Raw genomic sequence first — 15,942 nt, forward strand, 5'->3', positions numbered from 1 at the left:
GTAAAATGACGATTAACGATATACCCTTGATTTCCTTTTTTCAGCGTGTGCTCGACCCCCTGGTCATTATGGTCACGCTGTATGTATGCTCGATCCTGCTCGGTTCTTCCTTCGACGGTTATGCCCTGATATTGATGATACTGGCATTTTTCATTTCATCGACCATCTATCAGCATATCGACCCGTATCGCGCCTGGCGTGCCGGGCGCATGTGGGCCTATGCGCGCGACGTGATCGTCGGCTGGGCCGTCACGGCGCTGATCCTGGTCATGCTCGGCGTGGTCAGCGGCCTGGCGCAGCATTATCATGTCAAGGCCGTGTATGCCTGGTTTGTCATCACGCCGTTGCTGCTGATTTTCCTGCAACTGGCGGTGCGCCGCGCGCATTCCATCCAGGGCAACGGCGACGAAGTGCGCTCTGTCGCCATCATCGGGGCCAATAATGTCAGCGTGCGCTTTGCCGACGCCATCAGCAAGCACCCGAACCTGTTCATGCAGGTGGATGGCTACTTTGACGACCGGGAAGAAGAACGCTGGCCAGAAGACATGTATCACCCGATGCTGGGTCGAATGGATGAGATTGCCGCTTACGTGCGCAGCAAGCAGACCAAGATGATTTTCATCAGCCAGCCCATCTCGGCGCAGCCGCGCATCCGCAAGTTGCTCGATGAATTGCAGGACACCACCACCTCGGTGTATTTCCTGCCGGATATTTATGTATTTGACCTGATGCAGGCGCGTTTTGATAATGTGTGCGGCATGCCCGTCATCGCCATCTGCGAATCGCCATTTACAGGCTGGAACAGCACGATCAAGCGCATGAGCGACCTGGTGCTCGCCTGCCTGATCCAGTTGTGCCTGCTGCCACTGATGCTGATGATTGCCATCGCCGTGAAGGTGACCTCGCCAGGTCCCGTCATTTTCAAGCAGCGTCGCTACGGCCTGTATGGCGAAGAAATTATCGTCTATAAATTCCGTTCGATGACGGTGTCGGAAGACGGTGCCAAAGTGGTGCAGGCCACCAAGGATGACCAGCGCCTGACGCGCATCGGCGCTTTCCTGCGCCGCAGTTCGCTCGATGAGTTGCCGCAGTTTATCAATGTGTTGCAAGGGCGCATGAGTATTGTTGGCCCGCGACCGCACGCAGTGGCGCACAACGAGCAGTATCGCAAGTTGATCAAGGGCTATATGTTGCGCCACAAGGCCAAGCCGGGCATTACCGGCTGGGCGCAGGTCAATGGCTTGCGGGGCGAGACGGAAACCCTCGACAAGATGGAGGCGCGCGTGCATTTCGACCTGGACTATCTGCGTAACTGGTCGCTGTGGCTGGACCTGTGGATCGTGGTGCGCACGGTGCAAGTGGTGTTGAAACGGGAAAATGCCCATTGATGGTGCGACAGACTATCAAGAAGATTGCCGCGCAGCCAAGCATTGTGGCGTGGCGACAACTCCAAGTTGGCCGGCGTCTGGCTTTTATGTTGCCTAAAGAAAATTAGTTGCAGCATTTGTGATTTCTATAATTTTGTTGCATAATTTGTACCTGTTGCATGCTAAAGTGATTGCAGAGCCTGTAAGATAACGTGCTGAAACAATGTAGTGCATGCATCGTTTTGACCCGCCTGCCCGAAAAGCGTGGCAGCGTTTGAAAACATGTTGAACCCTCTGAGATGGCGAGCCCGATGAAAATGAAACGAATTGATGTCCAACAACGCATCCTGACCGCTGGCGTTATCCTGTTGACAGTGGCCGGCCTGGCCGCCTGTGGTGGCGATAAGCAGAAGAAGGTGGGCCAGGCGCTTGCCAGCGTGAATGGCGAAGAAATCACGGCGCTGCAGCTGAACGAGGAATTGCAGCGCGCCGGCGTGCCGGCGGCGCAGCAGGAGGCGGCCAGCAAACAATTGCTCGAAGCGCTGATCGACCGCCAAGTGGTCGAGAACGTTGCGTTGAAAGAAAAGATCGACCGCGATCCGAAGGTCATGCAAGCCGTCGAGCGGGCCAAGGCGCTGATCATCAGCCAGGCCTACATGCAAAAGAAATTGAGCGGCATGGCGCGTCCGAGCAAGGCCGAAGTGGAAGATTACTTCAACAAACACCCTGAATTGTTCAGCAATCGCAAGCAGTTCGACATGCGCCAGTTGCTGATCGCCAGCAAGGATATGAACGATGCGCTCAAGCAAGTGATCGACAAGAGCAAGTCACTCGATGAGGTAGCGGCCTGGATGGAGAGCAACAAGATCGGTTTTGCGCGCGCCCAGGTGTCGCGCACGACGACGGACCTGGCGCCGGAACTGATTGCCAAGTTGCAAGCCATGCCAAAAGGCCAGCTGTTCATCATCAATGAAGGTGAACGCGCGATGCTGATGACGATCGTCGACATCAAGGATGTGCCGGTCAAGCTGGCCGCCGCCGCGCCGCAGATCGAGCAGTACCTGGTCAATACCCGCACCAAGGATGCCGCCAAGCAAGAAATGGAGCGCCTGCGCGCAGCGGCCAAGATCGAGTATCTGAACCAGCCTGCTGCTGCAACTACGGCATCGGGTGCGGCTTCTGCAGCCTCGGCAAGCGCCAGCGCTGCGGCTACCGCACGGGGCGTTGCTGGCCTGAAATAAGCATGCCTGGCCCCATTGATATTTTGCCTAACTAACCGTAATGACCGACGAGATCGAGCTGATGATGAAACGACTGATACTTTTGATAATGACTTCACTGCTGGCCTTCACGCTGGGTAGTGCCAATGCCGGAGAAGTCGTGCTCGGCGCGGGCGACGTGCTGAAGATTTCCGTCTACGGCAACCCGGATCTGGGCGTGGAAACGCGCGTCAGCGAAGCGGGCGACATCACGTTCCCCCTGATCGGCCAGGTCAACGTCATGAAACTGCCCGTCGCCGAGGCGGAAAAGAAGATTGCCAACAAGCTCGAAACGGGCGGCTTTGTGAAAAAGCCGCAAGTCAATATCATCGTTACCTTGTTGCAAAGTCAGCAAGTGTCGGTGCTGGGCCAGGTGAACCGCCCGGGACGTTATCCGGTCGACGGCCGCCGCAGCCTGCTTGACTTGCTGGCGCTGGCCGGTGGCATCGGTCCCGAGGGCGGCGATACGGTCAGCCTGATCCGCAAACGCGATGGCAAGACCACTACCGATGTCGTCGATGTCGTGGAAATGGTGCGTACTTCCGACCTGAACCGCGATTTTGACCTGGCCGCCAACGATGTTGTATTTGTAGAACGCGCTCCACGCATCTATATTTATGGTGAAGTGCAACGTCCAGGCCCCATGCGCCTGGAGCGCTCGATGACGGTGCTGCAGGCGCTGTCGGCCGGTGGTGGCCTGACCCAGCGCGGTACCGAGCGCAACATTCGCATCAAGCGCCGGGGGCCGGATGGCAAGCTGCAGATCCTCGATGCCAATCACGATGACCTGCTGCGCAGCGACGACGTGGTGTATGTGAAGGAAAGCTGGTTTTAAGAGCCGATTCCAGTAGGGAGCGTTTTCTGCTGGGATAGGCTCCAAGTGATGGTGGCAGCGTTGCTGCCTATTTTGTACCGATTGTTTTGCGATGATATGAGACGGTTTCTATGAATTTCTCCCAGTTTTTACTGATATTGCGCGCTCGCCAGCGCGTCATCTGGATCACCCTGGTGATCGTGGTGGCGGCAACGCTGGCGATCAGCCTGCTCCTGCCCAAGACGTACAAGGGCACGGCATCCGTGTTGCTCAACTACAAGGGCGTCGATACCGTCACGGGCCTGGCAATGCCGGGTCAACTGATGGCCGGCTACATGGCCACGCAAATCGATATCATCAGCAGCAAGAACGTTGCCCTGCATGTCGTCGATTCTCTGAAGCTGGCGCAAAATCCTGCCGTCATCGCCCAGTTCAACGCTGCCACGGGCGGCGAGGGCACGGTGCGTGACTGGCTGGCCGATCTGTTGCTGAAAAAACTCGAGGTCGTACCTTCGCGTGAAAGTAGCGTTGTAGAAATCAGTTTCAGCGGTTCGGACCCGAGTTTCGTGGCCGCCATCGCGAATGCCTTTGCGGAAGAGTACCAGCGCGTCAGCATCCAGCTGAAAGTCGAGCCTTTGAAAAAAGCCTCGACCTATTTCAATGACCAGACGCGCCAGATGCGCGATGTGCTGGAAGCAACGCAAAGCCGTTTGTCCAAGTACCAGCAGGAAAATGGCATCGTCAGCCTGGATAACCGCGTCGACGTGGAGTCGAACCGCCTGAACGATTTGTCGCAGCAACTGGTGATGGCGCAGTCGCAGTCGATGGAAGCGACCTCGCGCCAGCGCATGGCGCAAGGCGCATCGTCGCTGGAATCGCCCGATGTGGCGCAAAATCCGATGATCCAGAATTTGAAGATTGCCCTGGGCACGGCCGAATCGAAGTTTGCCGAGATTTCACAGCGCCTGTCGCAGAACCACCCGCAATACATCAGCGCCAAGGCGGAACTGGATAAATTGCGCAGCGACCTGGCAGCGGCTATCCATGTCACTGCAGGCAGCGTGAGCAACAATGCGCAGATTTTGCAGCAGCGCGAAAGTGCCATCCGTGGTGCCCTGGCGGCGCAAAAAAGCAAAGTGCTGGAACTGAACCGCACGCGCGACGAAATGGGCGTGCTGATGAAGGATGTCGAAAGCGCCCAGCGCGCCTACGACGCCACGTCGCAGCGTTTTTCGCAGACCAGCATCGAAGGCCAGGCCGAACAGTCGGATATCTCTATCCTCAATCCTGCCGTGCCGCCGGTCGTGCCAGCGGGTCCGAAAGTCGTCCTCAACACCGTGCTTGCCTTGTTCTTTGGCGGCTTGCTTGGCCTGGGTTTGAGTATTCTGCTGGAAATGCTGGACCGCCGCGTGCGCTCCGAACGCGATCTGTTCGATGCGCTGCAAATTCCGGTGCTGGGCGTGATCGCCTGGCAAGCGCCGAAGCGCCGCCGCTTCAAGTCCCTGAAGTCGGTGTTGTCGAGCCGCTTGCGTTTGAATTAATTAGATAGGAAACACAATGAATCATCCTGCACTGGCTGGCCATGTACCAGCGCCTGCCGCCCACACGGCGCACGTTGGCGATTCCAGCATCGGCGGCTTGCTGCTGGAATCGGGCAAGATCACGCCGGAAAATGCCGAACGCGTGCTGCGCATGCAGAAGGAACTGGGCATCCGTTTTGGTGAGGCGGCGCTGCGCCTGGGCCTGATCACCGAAGCCGATATCGAGCAGGTACTCGCGCGCCAGTTCAATTATCCCTACCTGCCGCGCGGCAGCGGCAACTTTTCGGACAAGCTGATTGCCGCGTACGAGCCATTTGGCCAGCAAGTCGAAACCTTGCGCGCCATCCGCAGCCAGCTGATGTTGCGCTGGTTCGCGCGCGGCCGCAAGGCGCTGGTGGTGGTGAGTATCAATGCGGACGATGGCGCAGCCATCTTTGCCGCCAACCTTGCCGTGGTCTTTTCCCAGCTCGGCGAGCAAACCTTGCTGGTCGATGCGAACTTGCGCGCGCCGCAACAGCAGGAATTCTTCGGCCTGAAAGGGCGCCAGGGCCTGTCGGACCTGCTGGCTGGCCGCGGCGACCTGGACGCGATCGCCAAGATCGATTCGTTTGTTGCCCTGTCGGTCATGAGCGCGGGCACCTTGCCGCCAAATCCGCAGGAATTGCTTAGCCGCACTTCATTTGCCACACTCAACGAGCAAGTCGCCTCGCGCTATGACGTGGTGCTGTACGACGTCGCGCCATTCTCCAGCGGCTCGGATGCGCTGGCCGTCGCTGCGCGCGCTGGCGGCGCCTTGCTGGTGGCACGCAAGAATGCCACTGGACTGGCCGATCTGGCAACCTTCGCCGAACAGCTGGAGCGTAACGGTGTTGAAATTGTCGGTACCGTCCTGCAAGAGTTTTAACCCCGCATTATCGCTGGCCCTGTGCATATCGTGCCTAAAGTATAGCCCGGCATGATATGCATGTTTCCTCCCCCGAACTTGCTTGGCCGCCATGTGCGGCCATTTTCATTATGTGAACCAGCGGCACACGAATTCTTTCCGTGATGAAATAGAGCGGCTTGTCCTGGCGTCGTAGCAATTACCGCTTATGATTAAACTATCGCTGCTTGCGCGGGCCATCGTTCGGCAAAGATGGCAGCGTGCGCTCCGATAGGGGAATGCCTGCCTGTGGCGACACGATGCACGTATTGACAAGGCCTGGCCATGTTCAACATCAAGCCAGGCCTGGTTTTTATTGCGCCAGCAAGGATGCGAAATGTATAGTGGACAAACGATGTATTTCCACAATGGAGGGATGGCAACATGAAATTTCTGTTCGAAACAGTCCGACAATTGAGCAGCGATCACAGGGAGCCAGATGCCGGCAGTGCCATGGCGGGCGCAGAACGCTTGCGCCGGGGTGCGCTGGGCGTGTTGCTGGCCGCGGCGATGGCCGTTGCCGTGCCTGCCGGCGCCGCTTGCCTGGACAAGGCGCCCTTGCGCGGTGTCAATTTGGCCGGGGCAGAATTCAATGGTGGTAAGATTCCCGGCACCGTATTCAAGGATTTCATGTATCCGAGCGCGAGCGATATCAGCTACTTCGCCAATCTGGGTGCGAACATGCTGCGCCTGCCGTTCCGCTGGGAACGCTTGCAGCCTGTCGCGGGCGGTCCGCTCGACCCGACGCAGCTCAGGTTTATTGCCAAGGTGGTGGAGACGGCGAAATCGCGCGGCATGTGCGTGCTGCTGGATGCGCATAACTATGGTGCCTACAACAATATTCCATTGGGCAGGCCCGGCGCGACGACCGAGGACTTCGCCGATTTCTGGGTACGCATGAGTGTAGCCTTTCCTGATGTTGATACGGTCGCGCTTGGACTCATGAACGAGCCGGTGCTGACGAGCCTGAGGCAATGGGGCGAAACGTCCAAGGCCACGCTGGCAAAATTGCGTGAAAATGACGCGAAACACTTGGTCGTCATTGCCGGCGGTACCTATAGTGGCGCGCACGACTGGGCCACGCCGCGCGATGGCGTGTCCAACGCCACGACTTTTGCTAGCGTGAAAGACCCGCTGGCGCGCACCCTGATCGAGGTACACCAGTATGTCGACTCGAATTACTCGGGAACCAAGGCCGATTGCATCTCTCCGGCCAAGCTGACGGATATCCTCGAAAAGGTCAGGGTCTGGGCCGTGGCCAACAAGCAAAGTCTGTTCATGGGCGAATTTGGCGTTGCCGACACGCCAGAGTGCCGGCCCACCTTGCAGGCGGCGCTGACGTCGATGCGTAACGCGCCATGGGCCGGTTGGACGTACTGGTCAGCGGGCGCGTGGTGGGGCAAGAATTATATCTTCAGTGTGCAGCCGGTCGTGGGTGTGACGCGCAACTCCCTATCCCTGCTCCAGGTCGAGTGGCAAAAATAGACTGTGGCGTAGCGTGCCACGTCGCTTGTTGCGCCCGCATGACCGCGCCAGTTGGCGCGGTCATGCACCCCGTTTTGTGCGGAACTTGCCGCTGAAGTACGCGTGTTGCCGTTCGTGTCAGTCCGTTTCCGTCGTGGCAGCTGCGGCAGGTTAAAGTTGACCAAGAGAATCATTTTTCCGTATGGCAAGTGATTGATTGCACAGGGATTTGTCTCTTTTGCCAATATTTGCGCGTGGACGAAAAAATAGCCTGCCCAAATGCAGTATTTCAGCTTGACCAGCGTCGCGGCTCCGTTATAATCTTAATGTTTTGTTAAAATAGTTTCTTATCCTTTAAAGGTTTCTGGGGGAGCTATGTTGCAAATACGATAGGCCGAGGTTTAACCGATGCCAACGATGCTGTGCTATGCCATTCGGTAAGGCCGGCGCTTTTGATACGACAGTCATTCATGGGGTAGTGATGCAAACCTCTTCCTTAAGCTCGCGCGGCGCCGTGATACCGTGGTGGAAGGCCGCCATTCCCGAATGGGGACCGGTCGTGGTCGGTTTGCTGGCCCTGTACGTCCCGTCCTTTTATGACCTGATCACTGGCTTGTGGATGAGCGAGGAGCAGGCGCATGGCCCGATCATCCTCGTGCTGTCGACCTGGCTGCTGTACCGCAAGTGGCCGGAAATGATGGCAAGAACCGAGGGCCAGCCTTCGTCCAAGGCAGGCTGGGTCGTCGCCGTGGTGGGCCTGGTCATGTATGTGCTGGGCCGCTCGCAACAGTTTTCCATCTTTGAAATCGGCTCCTACATCGTCCTGCTGGCCGCAGTGCTGCTGATCAAGCGCGGTACCCTGGCCTTGCGCATCATGTGGTTTCCCCTGTTCTTCATGCTGTTCATGATTCCCTTGCCCGGCATCCTGGTGGCGATGTTGACGATGCCGATGAAGACGGCTGTGTCGTATGTCACTGAACATGTGCTGTTTTTCCTTGGTTATCCGATCGCCCGCAGCGGCGTGATTTTGCAGATGGGCCAATATCAGTTGATGGTAGCAGATGCCTGCGCCGGTTTGCACACGCTGTTTACGCTCGAAGCCCTGGGTTTGTTCTACCTCAATCTGGTGCGCCATACGTCTGCCCTGCGCAACGGCGTGCTGGCCGTACTGATCGTGCCGATTTCCTTTACCGCCAATGTGATCCGCGTGATGACCTTGACCCTGATTACGTATTATTTCGGTGACGCGGCAGGGCAGGGCTTCCTGCATGGTTTTGCCGGCATGGTGCTGTTCATTTCCGCCCTGTTGCTGATCCTGGGCGTTGATTGGCTGTTGCAGGCGTATGTGCAGCGGCGGGAGAAAAAACATGCTTGATACACTGCAAGGTATGCAGCGCAAGACGCTGTTCGCGGGCCTGCTGCTGGGCGTGCTGATGGTGTCGACCTCGGTGCTGACGAAGATAGTGACGCCCACGGTCAAGATGTCCGAAGGCAAGCCCATGCTGGACCTGACGGCGCTGGTGCCGGCCGAGTTTGGCGAGTGGCATGAAGAGCGCGATGCGGCAGCCGCCGTGGTCAACCCGGAAGCCGAGGCTGCGCTGGCGAAGATTTACACGCAAACGCTGGCGCGCACCTATGTGAACGCCGCTGGCGAACGCATCTTGCTGTCGGTCGCCTATGGCGATGACCAGCGCGGCGAAGCGACGCAGGCACACCGCCCCGAAATTTGCTATACGGCGCAAGGCTTTGCCATCACCAGCAATGACGTGGGCGTGCTGAAGGTGGCCGAGCGCAACATTCCCGTGCGCCGCCTGGTGGCAGTCAGTGGCAGCCGCAATGAGCCGATTACCTACTGGGTGACCGTTGGCGACCGCGCCACCTTGCCTGGCGTGGGGCGCAAGCTGCTCCAGCTGTTCTATGGCCTGGGCGGCAAGGTGCCCGATGGCTTGCTGTTCCGCGTCTCGAGCATCCAGGCCGACAAGACGGCGGCATATGCGTTGCAGGATCAGTTCGTCAATGCCCTGTTTGCCCATATCGGCAAGACGCCGACGGAAAAACTGGCCGGCAAGTTCGATGACTAGCAATAACACGGCGTGCAGCCTGACCAATCTGTCTTATTAACCGATGATGAAACAAGCATGACTCTCTACGCCCGCACCCCCCACGCCAGCCTGCCCGACGCTGGCGAGGAGAGCAACAAGCGCCATTTGTTGCTGGCCATCCTGATCGCCGCCACGGTTTACCAGGCGGTGCTGTGCTTTGTGCACACGCATTTCTTCAAGGCATCGACGGCGCTGGTGGCGTTTTCCGAGCTGTGCATCTACGTCACTTGTGCCGTGCTGCTGTTGCGCCGCATCGAACTGTCTTTCGTGGCCATCCTGACCCTGATCGCCTCGTATTTGCTGCTGCTGGCCTTGCTGCGCAGTTCGCTCGATCCCAAGGGTTTCCGCGACGTGATCATCCTGGTGCTCTTCTATTTTCTTGGGCGCAATTTCGGTGACGAGAAATTCGCCGACCGTCTGTTGAAGATCATTATCTATATCGTGCTAGCGGTGGGCTTTTTCGAGTTGCTGCTGGTCGACGTGTATTCCAAGCTGTTCAATGTGTATTCGTATTACCTGGCGCAAGGCAATATCTCGACCAGTACCAACTGGGCTGAAGGCAGCACCCTGGCGCTGAACGGCATTCGCCCGGCCGGCATCGGCCGCACCATCCTGCCTTTCCTGCTGGGCAGCCATCGCGTTTCGTCCGTATTTCTCGAACCTGTCTCGCTCGGCAACTTTGCCGTGATCGTGGCGGCATGGGGCTTGTCCAAGGGCCGCGAGCAATGGCGTTCGATGGCCTTTTTCCTCGGCGCCGCCGCCATCATGATCACCCTGGCCGATTCGCGCTATGGCCTGGTGACTGTGGGCTTGATGGTGCTGATGCGCCTGCTTTTTTCGGGACGCGGCAATCGCCTGGTGATGATCCTGCCTTTCGTGTGCGCCGTCATCTTGATCCTGTTCGGCCTGTACTACGATGGGCGCTACAGTGACAACATTCCTGGCCGCTTGTATTCGAGCGGCATTACCATGGTGCGTTTCGGCCCGGCTGAAATTTTCGGACTGGCCGGCTACAACATCAACTTCGGCGATATGGGTTATTCCATCATCCTGACGCGCTTTGGCCTGTTTGGCTGCGTGGTGCTGTGGATCGGCCTGTGGATGATCAAGATGCGCGACGAACACGGCGAGCGCTTTCGTACCTACATCGTTATCTATATGTCGCTGATCCTGTGCATCAGCGGTACCTCCCTGTTCGCGCTGAAGTCGGCCGGCGTCCTCTGGTTCTTGCTCGGCTGTTGCGCCGTGCGCGACAAGAAATGGCTTGCCTCTCCGCTGCGCTCCGGCCAATTTGTTGCCGGGAAAGCCCATTATGCCGATTAAAGTTGCACATGTTGTTCGCCAGTACTATCCATCGATCGGTGGCATGGAAGATGTCGTACAAAATATTGCCCATTACCAAGCCCGTTGCCACGGCCACATTCCCACCATCATCACGCTGAACCGCGTATTCGTGAACCCGGCCGACATCCTGCCGGCGGAAGAGGTGGTCAATGGCGTGCGCGTGATCCGCATTCCCTACTCGGGTTCCACGCGCTATCCGTTCTCGCCCGGCGTGGTGCGATTGCTGGGCGACTATGACGTGGTGCACGTGCATGGCGTCGATTTTGCCTATGATTACCTGGCCGCCACCAAGTGGCTGCACCGACGTCCGCTGGTTGCCTCCACCCATGGCGGTTTCTTCCATACCAGCTTTGCCTCGCGCCTGAAGACGATCTTCTTCCATACCGTCACGCGCGCCACCTCGCACGCCTATGCGCGCGTGGTCGGCACCAGCGACAACGATGGCAATCTGTTCGGCAAGATCATCAAGGCGCCGCGCCTGACGGTGATTGAAAACGGCGTCAACGTGGAAAAGTACCACGCCAAGGGCTCCACCACGAAGTTGCCGTGCATCATGTATTTCGGGCGCTGGTCGTCGAACAAGGGGTTGAAGGAAACGCTGGACCTGTTTGCCGGACTGGCCGCGCGCCATCCTGAATGGCGTCTGGTGATTGCCGGGCGCGAGTATGACCTCAGCCGCGCCGACCTGGAAGCGCTGGCGCGCGAGAAGGGAATTGCCGAACGCGTCAGCATCGTCGCCAATCCCAGCGATGCGCAACTGGCCGAGCTGATGTCGCAGTCGAGCTACTATATTTGCCTGTCGCGTCATGAAGGCTTTGGCATTGCCGCCATCGAAGCGATGAGTGCTGGCTTGACGCCCGTGCTCAGCGATATCCCGCCATTTCGCAAGCTGCTGGAAAAGGCGCAGCTCGGTATCTTGCACACTGGCGACGTGGCGCAGACGGTGGCGGCAATTGCCGCCGCGCATGCGCAAGACCAGGATGCGTACGCGGCGCGGCGCCTGCAATTGCAGCATTTTTCCGAGCAGTACAGCTGGAATCATATCGGCGGGCGCTACGTGGAAATCTATGAAGAGCTTCTGCGCAAGCGAAAATAAGCTGGCGTCAAAGATTTTTCCTGACCGGAACTGTGGTGTAAACGGTAATTGTTTCAGGCCGCATGTCATAATGTGCGCACAATAAAGATTAATTTAATTATAATAGTGCTGCGCGGCGGTGTATTGACGCACCGATCGCAGGAGCAGCCGAGACGGCTATGTTTTTCCCTCATAACCGGTGAGCTATCTCAGTGAACAAGAAAATCGATTCCATCTCCGGCCTGGCCGGTTTTGCCGCCCTGATGGTGATTTATGCCCATATGGGTAGCGAAGGATTTTTGCGCCTGTCGCACCATTTCCATAACCTGGGTGTGATGATTTTTTTCTCGCTCAGCGGCTTTCTCTTGTCCTACCTGTATATCGACAAGAAATTCTGTGCCGAGGACGTGACTGCCTACAGCCTGGCGCGTTTTACGCGCATCGCGCCCGCCTACCTGTTCACGATCCTCGCGTCCTTCGTCATCTTCACTTTCTTCGACCCGCAGTTCGAGTATCAGATCGGCGCACACAATTTGCTGCGTCATCTGTTGTTCATCGGTAACGAGTCTGTCTTCTGGACGATAGGCCCGCAAGTGCAGTTCTACATCCTGTTCCTGCTGCTGTGGAGCGCGACGGCGCACTATGTGTCGACCAAGAATGCCATGCCACTGATTTTTATCGTTTTCGCCTGCGTGCTGCTGATCATGCTGCGCCGCAGCCTGCCGGGCACGTTTGTGGGCGCCAATTTGCACTACTTTGCCTTTGGCGTGCTGGCCGGCGTGGTGCGCCGGAAGATGCACATTGAATTTCACCAGCCGCAGTTGATCAATATCATCCATGTGAGCTTGTTGCTGATTTTCCTGGGCGTCGAATGCGGCGTGATTCAGCTCAGCGAGCGCATGACCCATGAAAACCTCAGCACGCTGGTGATGGCGGTGCTGGTGGCCTTCTTTATTTTCGTCTTTTCCTTCGATTCCCTCAGCGCGCGTCTGCTGTTCGGCAATCCCTTGCTGCGGCTGATGGGGAGCCTGAGTTTTTCACTGTACCTGCTGCACATGCCGGTGCTGTACTGGGTCAAGAAACTGTATCCTGACGAGATTGCCCATCCCGTCGTCGTCGCGCTGACTTTCGTGTTGATCATTGCGCTGGCAACCCTGTACTTCTATACGGTGGAACGCTATTGCGCGCTGGCCGTGAAAAACCTCGGCAAGAGGTACGCCGGACGCATCGAGGGCATGTTCACGCGCCTGGGCGTCAAGAACAAGGCCGCCATCGGCTGAGGCCATGTCCACTTTTTTATCTCTTTTTACTGATCGAGCGCCGACTTGAAAATTTTGCTTGTGTGTGCCGCCTTTCCTCCCCGCGGCAAAGGGGGCGGGCCGGAAGGCTCGTTCATGATCGCCAGCGGCTTGCTGGCCCAGGGACACGAGGTGCGCGTCGTCACTGTCGGCGACGCCGCCGGCGTGGAACAGTACAAGGGCGTGGAAGTGCATATCATGCGCTCGCCGAATGTGTACTGGGACTACTTTTTTACCAAACGCCCGGCAGCCTTGAAAATGTTGTGGCATGTGCTGGAAAATTTCAATCCGCGCGCCTACTGGCGCTTGCGCCCGCACGTCAAGGCTTTCCGGCCCGACGTCGTCATGACGGTCAGCATTGAAAACATCAATGTGGCGACCTGGTTGCTGGCGCGCATGCACAAGGTGCCCGTGGTACACGTCATCCAGAGTTACTTTCTGGCTTGCTGGCGTGGCGGCCTGTTCAAGAACGGCGCCAATTGCACGGGCCAGTGCGGCAGTTGCAAGGTGTTGTCCGTGGGAAAGAAGCCGATGTCGCACCTGGTGGACGGGGTCTTTGGCGAAACGCGTTTTGTTGTCGATCAACATCTGGAACTGGGCTACTTCAAGCACGCCACTTCGGCCGTCATTCCCGGTCCCGTGTTCCCCATCGCGGGGCGGGTGCCCAAGGCGCGCGACGGCAAGCTGGTCGTTGGCTACATGGGCGTGCTGGCGCCGCACAAGGGTGTCGACGTGCTGGCCGATGCGGCGCGCCTGATGGGACCGAACAGCAATGTGCGCTTCCTGATCGGCGGCACGGGAGAGGACGAAGCGTATGTGGCCAGCCTGCGTGAAAAATTCGGCGATGCCGACGTCGAGTTCATGGGCTGGGTCAAGCCCGATGACGTCTATCCGCTGTTCGACGTGCTGGTGGTGCCGTCGAAGTGGAAGGAGCCGTTTGGCCGCATCGTCGTCGAAGCGCTGGCCTACGGCGTGCCCGTTATTTGCGCGCGTTCCGGCGGCATCGCCGAGAGCATCCGCGAAAACGAGAATGGCTACACCTTTGCCTCGGGCCAGCACGACGAACTGATCACCTTGCTACGCGATGTGCTGGAACCGGACGAGCCTGCGCGCATGCGCCTGGCGCAAAATGCGCTGCAGCATTCGCACCGCTTCGATATCGGCACTATCGCCGCGCGCATCAGCGATTTCGTCAGCGCGACCGTGGCCAGCTACAAGGCACGCCCGTGAGCGGGGCAGCAGCATGAACGAGAGCAAAGCCGAAAGCAACGTCAAGGCGCCTGGCATGGCGTCCGGCTCCTTCTGGGCCGTGCTCGACAATCTGGCTCAGCAGGGCTTGTCCTTCATCATCTTCGCCATCCTGGCGCGGCTGCTCAACCCTGCCGAATTCGGCTTGTTGACGATTGCCCATTTGTTCATCCTGTTCTCGCGCCTGGTCGTGCTCGACGCACTGGCCATGCCCGTGATACGCGCGAAAGAACCCGATGACGGCGCCTATTCGGCTCTGTTCTGGCGCTGCACGGCAGCCGGCCTGTTGCTGTGCGCCTGCATGTTCCTGAGCGCCGGCCCCGTCTCGGCGCTGTTCAGCGCGCCATCGCTGGCGCCCGTGCTGCAAGGCATGAGCCTCTCCATCCTGTTCTTCGGCATGGTGCGTTCCTACGAAGCGCGGCTGGTGCGGCAGATGCAATTCAAGCAGCTGGCCATCCGTTCCACCGTGTCCGTCATGCTGGGTGGCGTGCTCGGCATTGCACTCGCCTACCGTGGCTGGGGTGCCATGTCGCTGGTGGTGCAGCAAGTGATGGCAGCCGGGCTGGCACTGCTGCTGGTGGTGCTGCAAAGCGGCTGGCTGCCCAGCCTGGCGTGGCGCGCACGGCCCAGCCGCTACTGGCATGATGTGCGCCAGGTCAGCGTCTCCGGCATCTTGTCCTTTGCCAACAGCAATGGCGATTCCTTGCTGGTGAGTATCTTTTTGGGGCCGTATGCGACCGGACTGTACAACCTGGCCAAGCGCCTGACTTCGGCCGTGTACCTGGTCATCACGGCGTCGCTGCTGCGCGTGTCGCTGCCCGTGTTCGCCGCCGCCAGCGGCAAGCCCGAGCAGCTGCGCCAGGCTTACCTGCAACTGCTGGCGATGATGCTGTTCCTGATGCTGCCCATGCTGCTGTTCCAGGCCGCCCTGGCCGAGCCGCTGGTGGCAACGGTATTTGGCCAGAAATGGTTGCCTGCCAGTAGCACCATCGCCGCGCTGGCACTGCTGTATTGCCTCTCTTCGGTAGCGGAACTGAACAACTATGTGCTGTTTGCCCTGGGACACAGCCGCTGGCCGCCGCTGCTCGGTATCTTGCAGCTGAGCCTGGCCGTGATCCTGGCCGCCTGCTTCAGCCAGTATGGCTTGCTGGCGATGAGCTTGTCGTTTGCCACCGCCTACCTGCTGATGTTGCCGTGGTCGCAGCACCTGGCATGCAAGTCCATGGATTTGCCCTGGACGTCCTTCCTGGTGGCGCTGCAGCCTGTCCTGGCGGGCGCTGCGGCACTGTTGCTGACCTTGTACGCGATGGCGCGCTGGTGGCAGGGCGGTGCGATCGTGCTGCTGGTGCTGGCCCTGTTTGCCGGAGCCATCGCCTATCTGCTGCCGATGTTGCTGCTGGGGCGCGCGCTGCGCGGCACGGCAGGGGGCTTTGATCCATTCTCACTGCTCAGGCAATTACGCAATTTGAAGCACCGCGGCGCGGCCGCGGATTGAAGGAGGCGCACAA

General features: G+C 58.6%; 13 protein-coding genes. All 13 read left to right on the forward strand.

All coding sequences use genetic code 11. The features are described from left to right. The first annotated feature begins 5 nt into the window (after positions 1-5). Positions 6-1,388, forward strand: coding sequence for an undecaprenyl-phosphate glucose phosphotransferase (locus tag CNX70_RS08545; RefSeq protein WP_096234358.1), 1,383 nt, complete (start codon positions 6-8; stop codon positions 1,386-1,388). Positions 1,389-1,678: 290 nt separating this feature from the next. Next, positions 1,679-2,608, forward strand: coding sequence for an EpsD family peptidyl-prolyl cis-trans isomerase (locus tag CNX70_RS08550; RefSeq protein ID WP_167389629.1), 930 nt, complete (start codon positions 1,679-1,681; stop codon positions 2,606-2,608). A gap of 88 nt (positions 2,609-2,696) precedes the next feature. Next, on the forward strand, positions 2,697-3,461 hold the full coding sequence (gene epsE / locus CNX70_RS08555) for a polysaccharide export protein EpsE (RefSeq protein ID WP_244199078.1): 765 nt from the start codon (positions 2,697-2,699) through the stop codon (positions 3,459-3,461). Positions 3,462-3,571: 110 nt separating this feature from the next. After that, on the forward strand, positions 3,572-4,981 hold the full coding sequence (gene epsF / locus CNX70_RS08560) for a chain length determinant protein EpsF (protein ID WP_096234359.1): 1,410 nt from the start codon (positions 3,572-3,574) through the stop codon (positions 4,979-4,981). Positions 4,982-4,997: 16 nt separating this feature from the next. Next, complete coding sequence (gene epsG, locus CNX70_RS08565; RefSeq protein ID WP_096234360.1) at positions 4,998-5,885, forward strand: chain length determinant protein tyrosine kinase EpsG; 888 nt, start codon at positions 4,998-5,000, stop codon at positions 5,883-5,885. 402 nt (positions 5,886-6,287) lie between these two features. Then, on the forward strand, positions 6,288-7,388 hold the full coding sequence (locus tag CNX70_RS08570) for a glycoside hydrolase family 5 protein (RefSeq protein ID WP_096234361.1): 1,101 nt from the start codon (positions 6,288-6,290) through the stop codon (positions 7,386-7,388). Between the two features lie 460 nt (positions 7,389-7,848). Then, positions 7,849-8,742 (forward strand): exosortase B, encoded by an 894-nt coding sequence (gene xrtB / locus CNX70_RS08575; RefSeq protein ID WP_096234362.1) that lies wholly within the window; start codon positions 7,849-7,851, stop codon positions 8,740-8,742. Then, entirely contained in the window at positions 8,735-9,448 is a 714-nt protein-coding gene (gene epsI / locus CNX70_RS08580; RefSeq protein WP_208624507.1) for an exosortase-associated protein EpsI, B-type, read from the forward strand. The genes xrtB and epsI overlap by 8 nt, the downstream gene beginning before the upstream one ends. Positions 9,449-9,505: 57 nt before the next feature. Next, complete coding sequence (locus CNX70_RS08585; protein WP_096234364.1) at positions 9,506-10,792, forward strand: polysaccharide polymerase; 1,287 nt, start codon at positions 9,506-9,508, stop codon at positions 10,790-10,792. Beyond that, positions 10,782-11,909, forward strand: coding sequence for a glycosyltransferase family 4 protein (locus CNX70_RS08590; RefSeq protein WP_244199079.1), 1,128 nt, complete (start codon positions 10,782-10,784; stop codon positions 11,907-11,909). Before CNX70_RS08585 ends, CNX70_RS08590 begins: the two co-directional genes overlap by 11 nt. A gap of 191 nt (positions 11,910-12,100) precedes the next feature. After that, positions 12,101-13,168 (forward strand): acyltransferase family protein, encoded by a 1,068-nt coding sequence (locus CNX70_RS08595; protein ID WP_096234365.1) that lies wholly within the window; start codon positions 12,101-12,103, stop codon positions 13,166-13,168. A gap of 45 nt (positions 13,169-13,213) precedes the next feature. Next, the gene (locus tag CNX70_RS08600) at positions 13,214-14,416 is read left to right on the forward strand and encodes a glycosyltransferase (protein ID WP_071078893.1); all 1,203 of its coding nucleotides are present in this window, start codon (positions 13,214-13,216) and stop codon (positions 14,414-14,416) included. Positions 14,417-14,429: 13 nt separating this feature from the next. Further along, the gene (locus CNX70_RS08605; RefSeq protein WP_096234366.1) at positions 14,430-15,929 is read left to right on the forward strand and encodes a lipopolysaccharide biosynthesis protein; all 1,500 of its coding nucleotides are present in this window, start codon (positions 14,430-14,432) and stop codon (positions 15,927-15,929) included. Positions 15,930-15,942: the final 13 nt, after the last annotated feature.

The sequence above is a fragment of the Janthinobacterium svalbardense genome, assembly GCF_002327145.1.
GTDB classification, from domain to species: domain Bacteria; phylum Pseudomonadota; class Gammaproteobacteria; order Burkholderiales; family Burkholderiaceae_D; genus Janthinobacterium; species Janthinobacterium tructae.

What these genes read in the sequence shown, in the direction of transcription:
- epsE (WP_244199078.1), top strand. Translation starts at nt 2,697, where the DNA reads ATGACTTCACTGCTGGCCTTCACGCTGGGTAGTGCCAATGCCGGAGAA.
- epsF (WP_096234359.1), top strand. Translation starts at nt 3,572, where the DNA reads ATGAATTTCTCCCAGTTTTTACTGATATTGCGCGCTCGCCAGCGCGTC.
- xrtB (WP_096234362.1), top strand. Translation starts at nt 7,849, where the DNA reads ATGCAAACCTCTTCCTTAAGCTCGCGCGGCGCCGTGATACCGTGGTGG.
- CNX70_RS08605 (WP_096234366.1), top strand. Translation starts at nt 14,430, where the DNA reads ATGAACGAGAGCAAAGCCGAAAGCAACGTCAAGGCGCCTGGCATGGCG.
- CNX70_RS08545 (WP_096234358.1), top strand. Translation starts at nt 6, where the DNA reads ATGACGATTAACGATATACCCTTGATTTCCTTTTTTCAGCGTGTGCTC.
- CNX70_RS08585 (WP_096234364.1), top strand. Translation starts at nt 9,506, where the DNA reads ATGACTCTCTACGCCCGCACCCCCCACGCCAGCCTGCCCGACGCTGGC.
- epsI (WP_208624507.1), top strand. Translation starts at nt 8,735, where the DNA reads ATGCTTGATACACTGCAAGGTATGCAGCGCAAGACGCTGTTCGCGGGC.
- CNX70_RS08590 (WP_244199079.1), top strand. Translation starts at nt 10,782, where the DNA reads ATGCCGATTAAAGTTGCACATGTTGTTCGCCAGTACTATCCATCGATC.
- epsG (WP_096234360.1), top strand. Translation starts at nt 4,998, where the DNA reads ATGAATCATCCTGCACTGGCTGGCCATGTACCAGCGCCTGCCGCCCAC.
- CNX70_RS08570 (WP_096234361.1), top strand. Translation starts at nt 6,288, where the DNA reads ATGAAATTTCTGTTCGAAACAGTCCGACAATTGAGCAGCGATCACAGG.
- CNX70_RS08550 (WP_167389629.1), top strand. Translation starts at nt 1,679, where the DNA reads ATGAAAATGAAACGAATTGATGTCCAACAACGCATCCTGACCGCTGGC.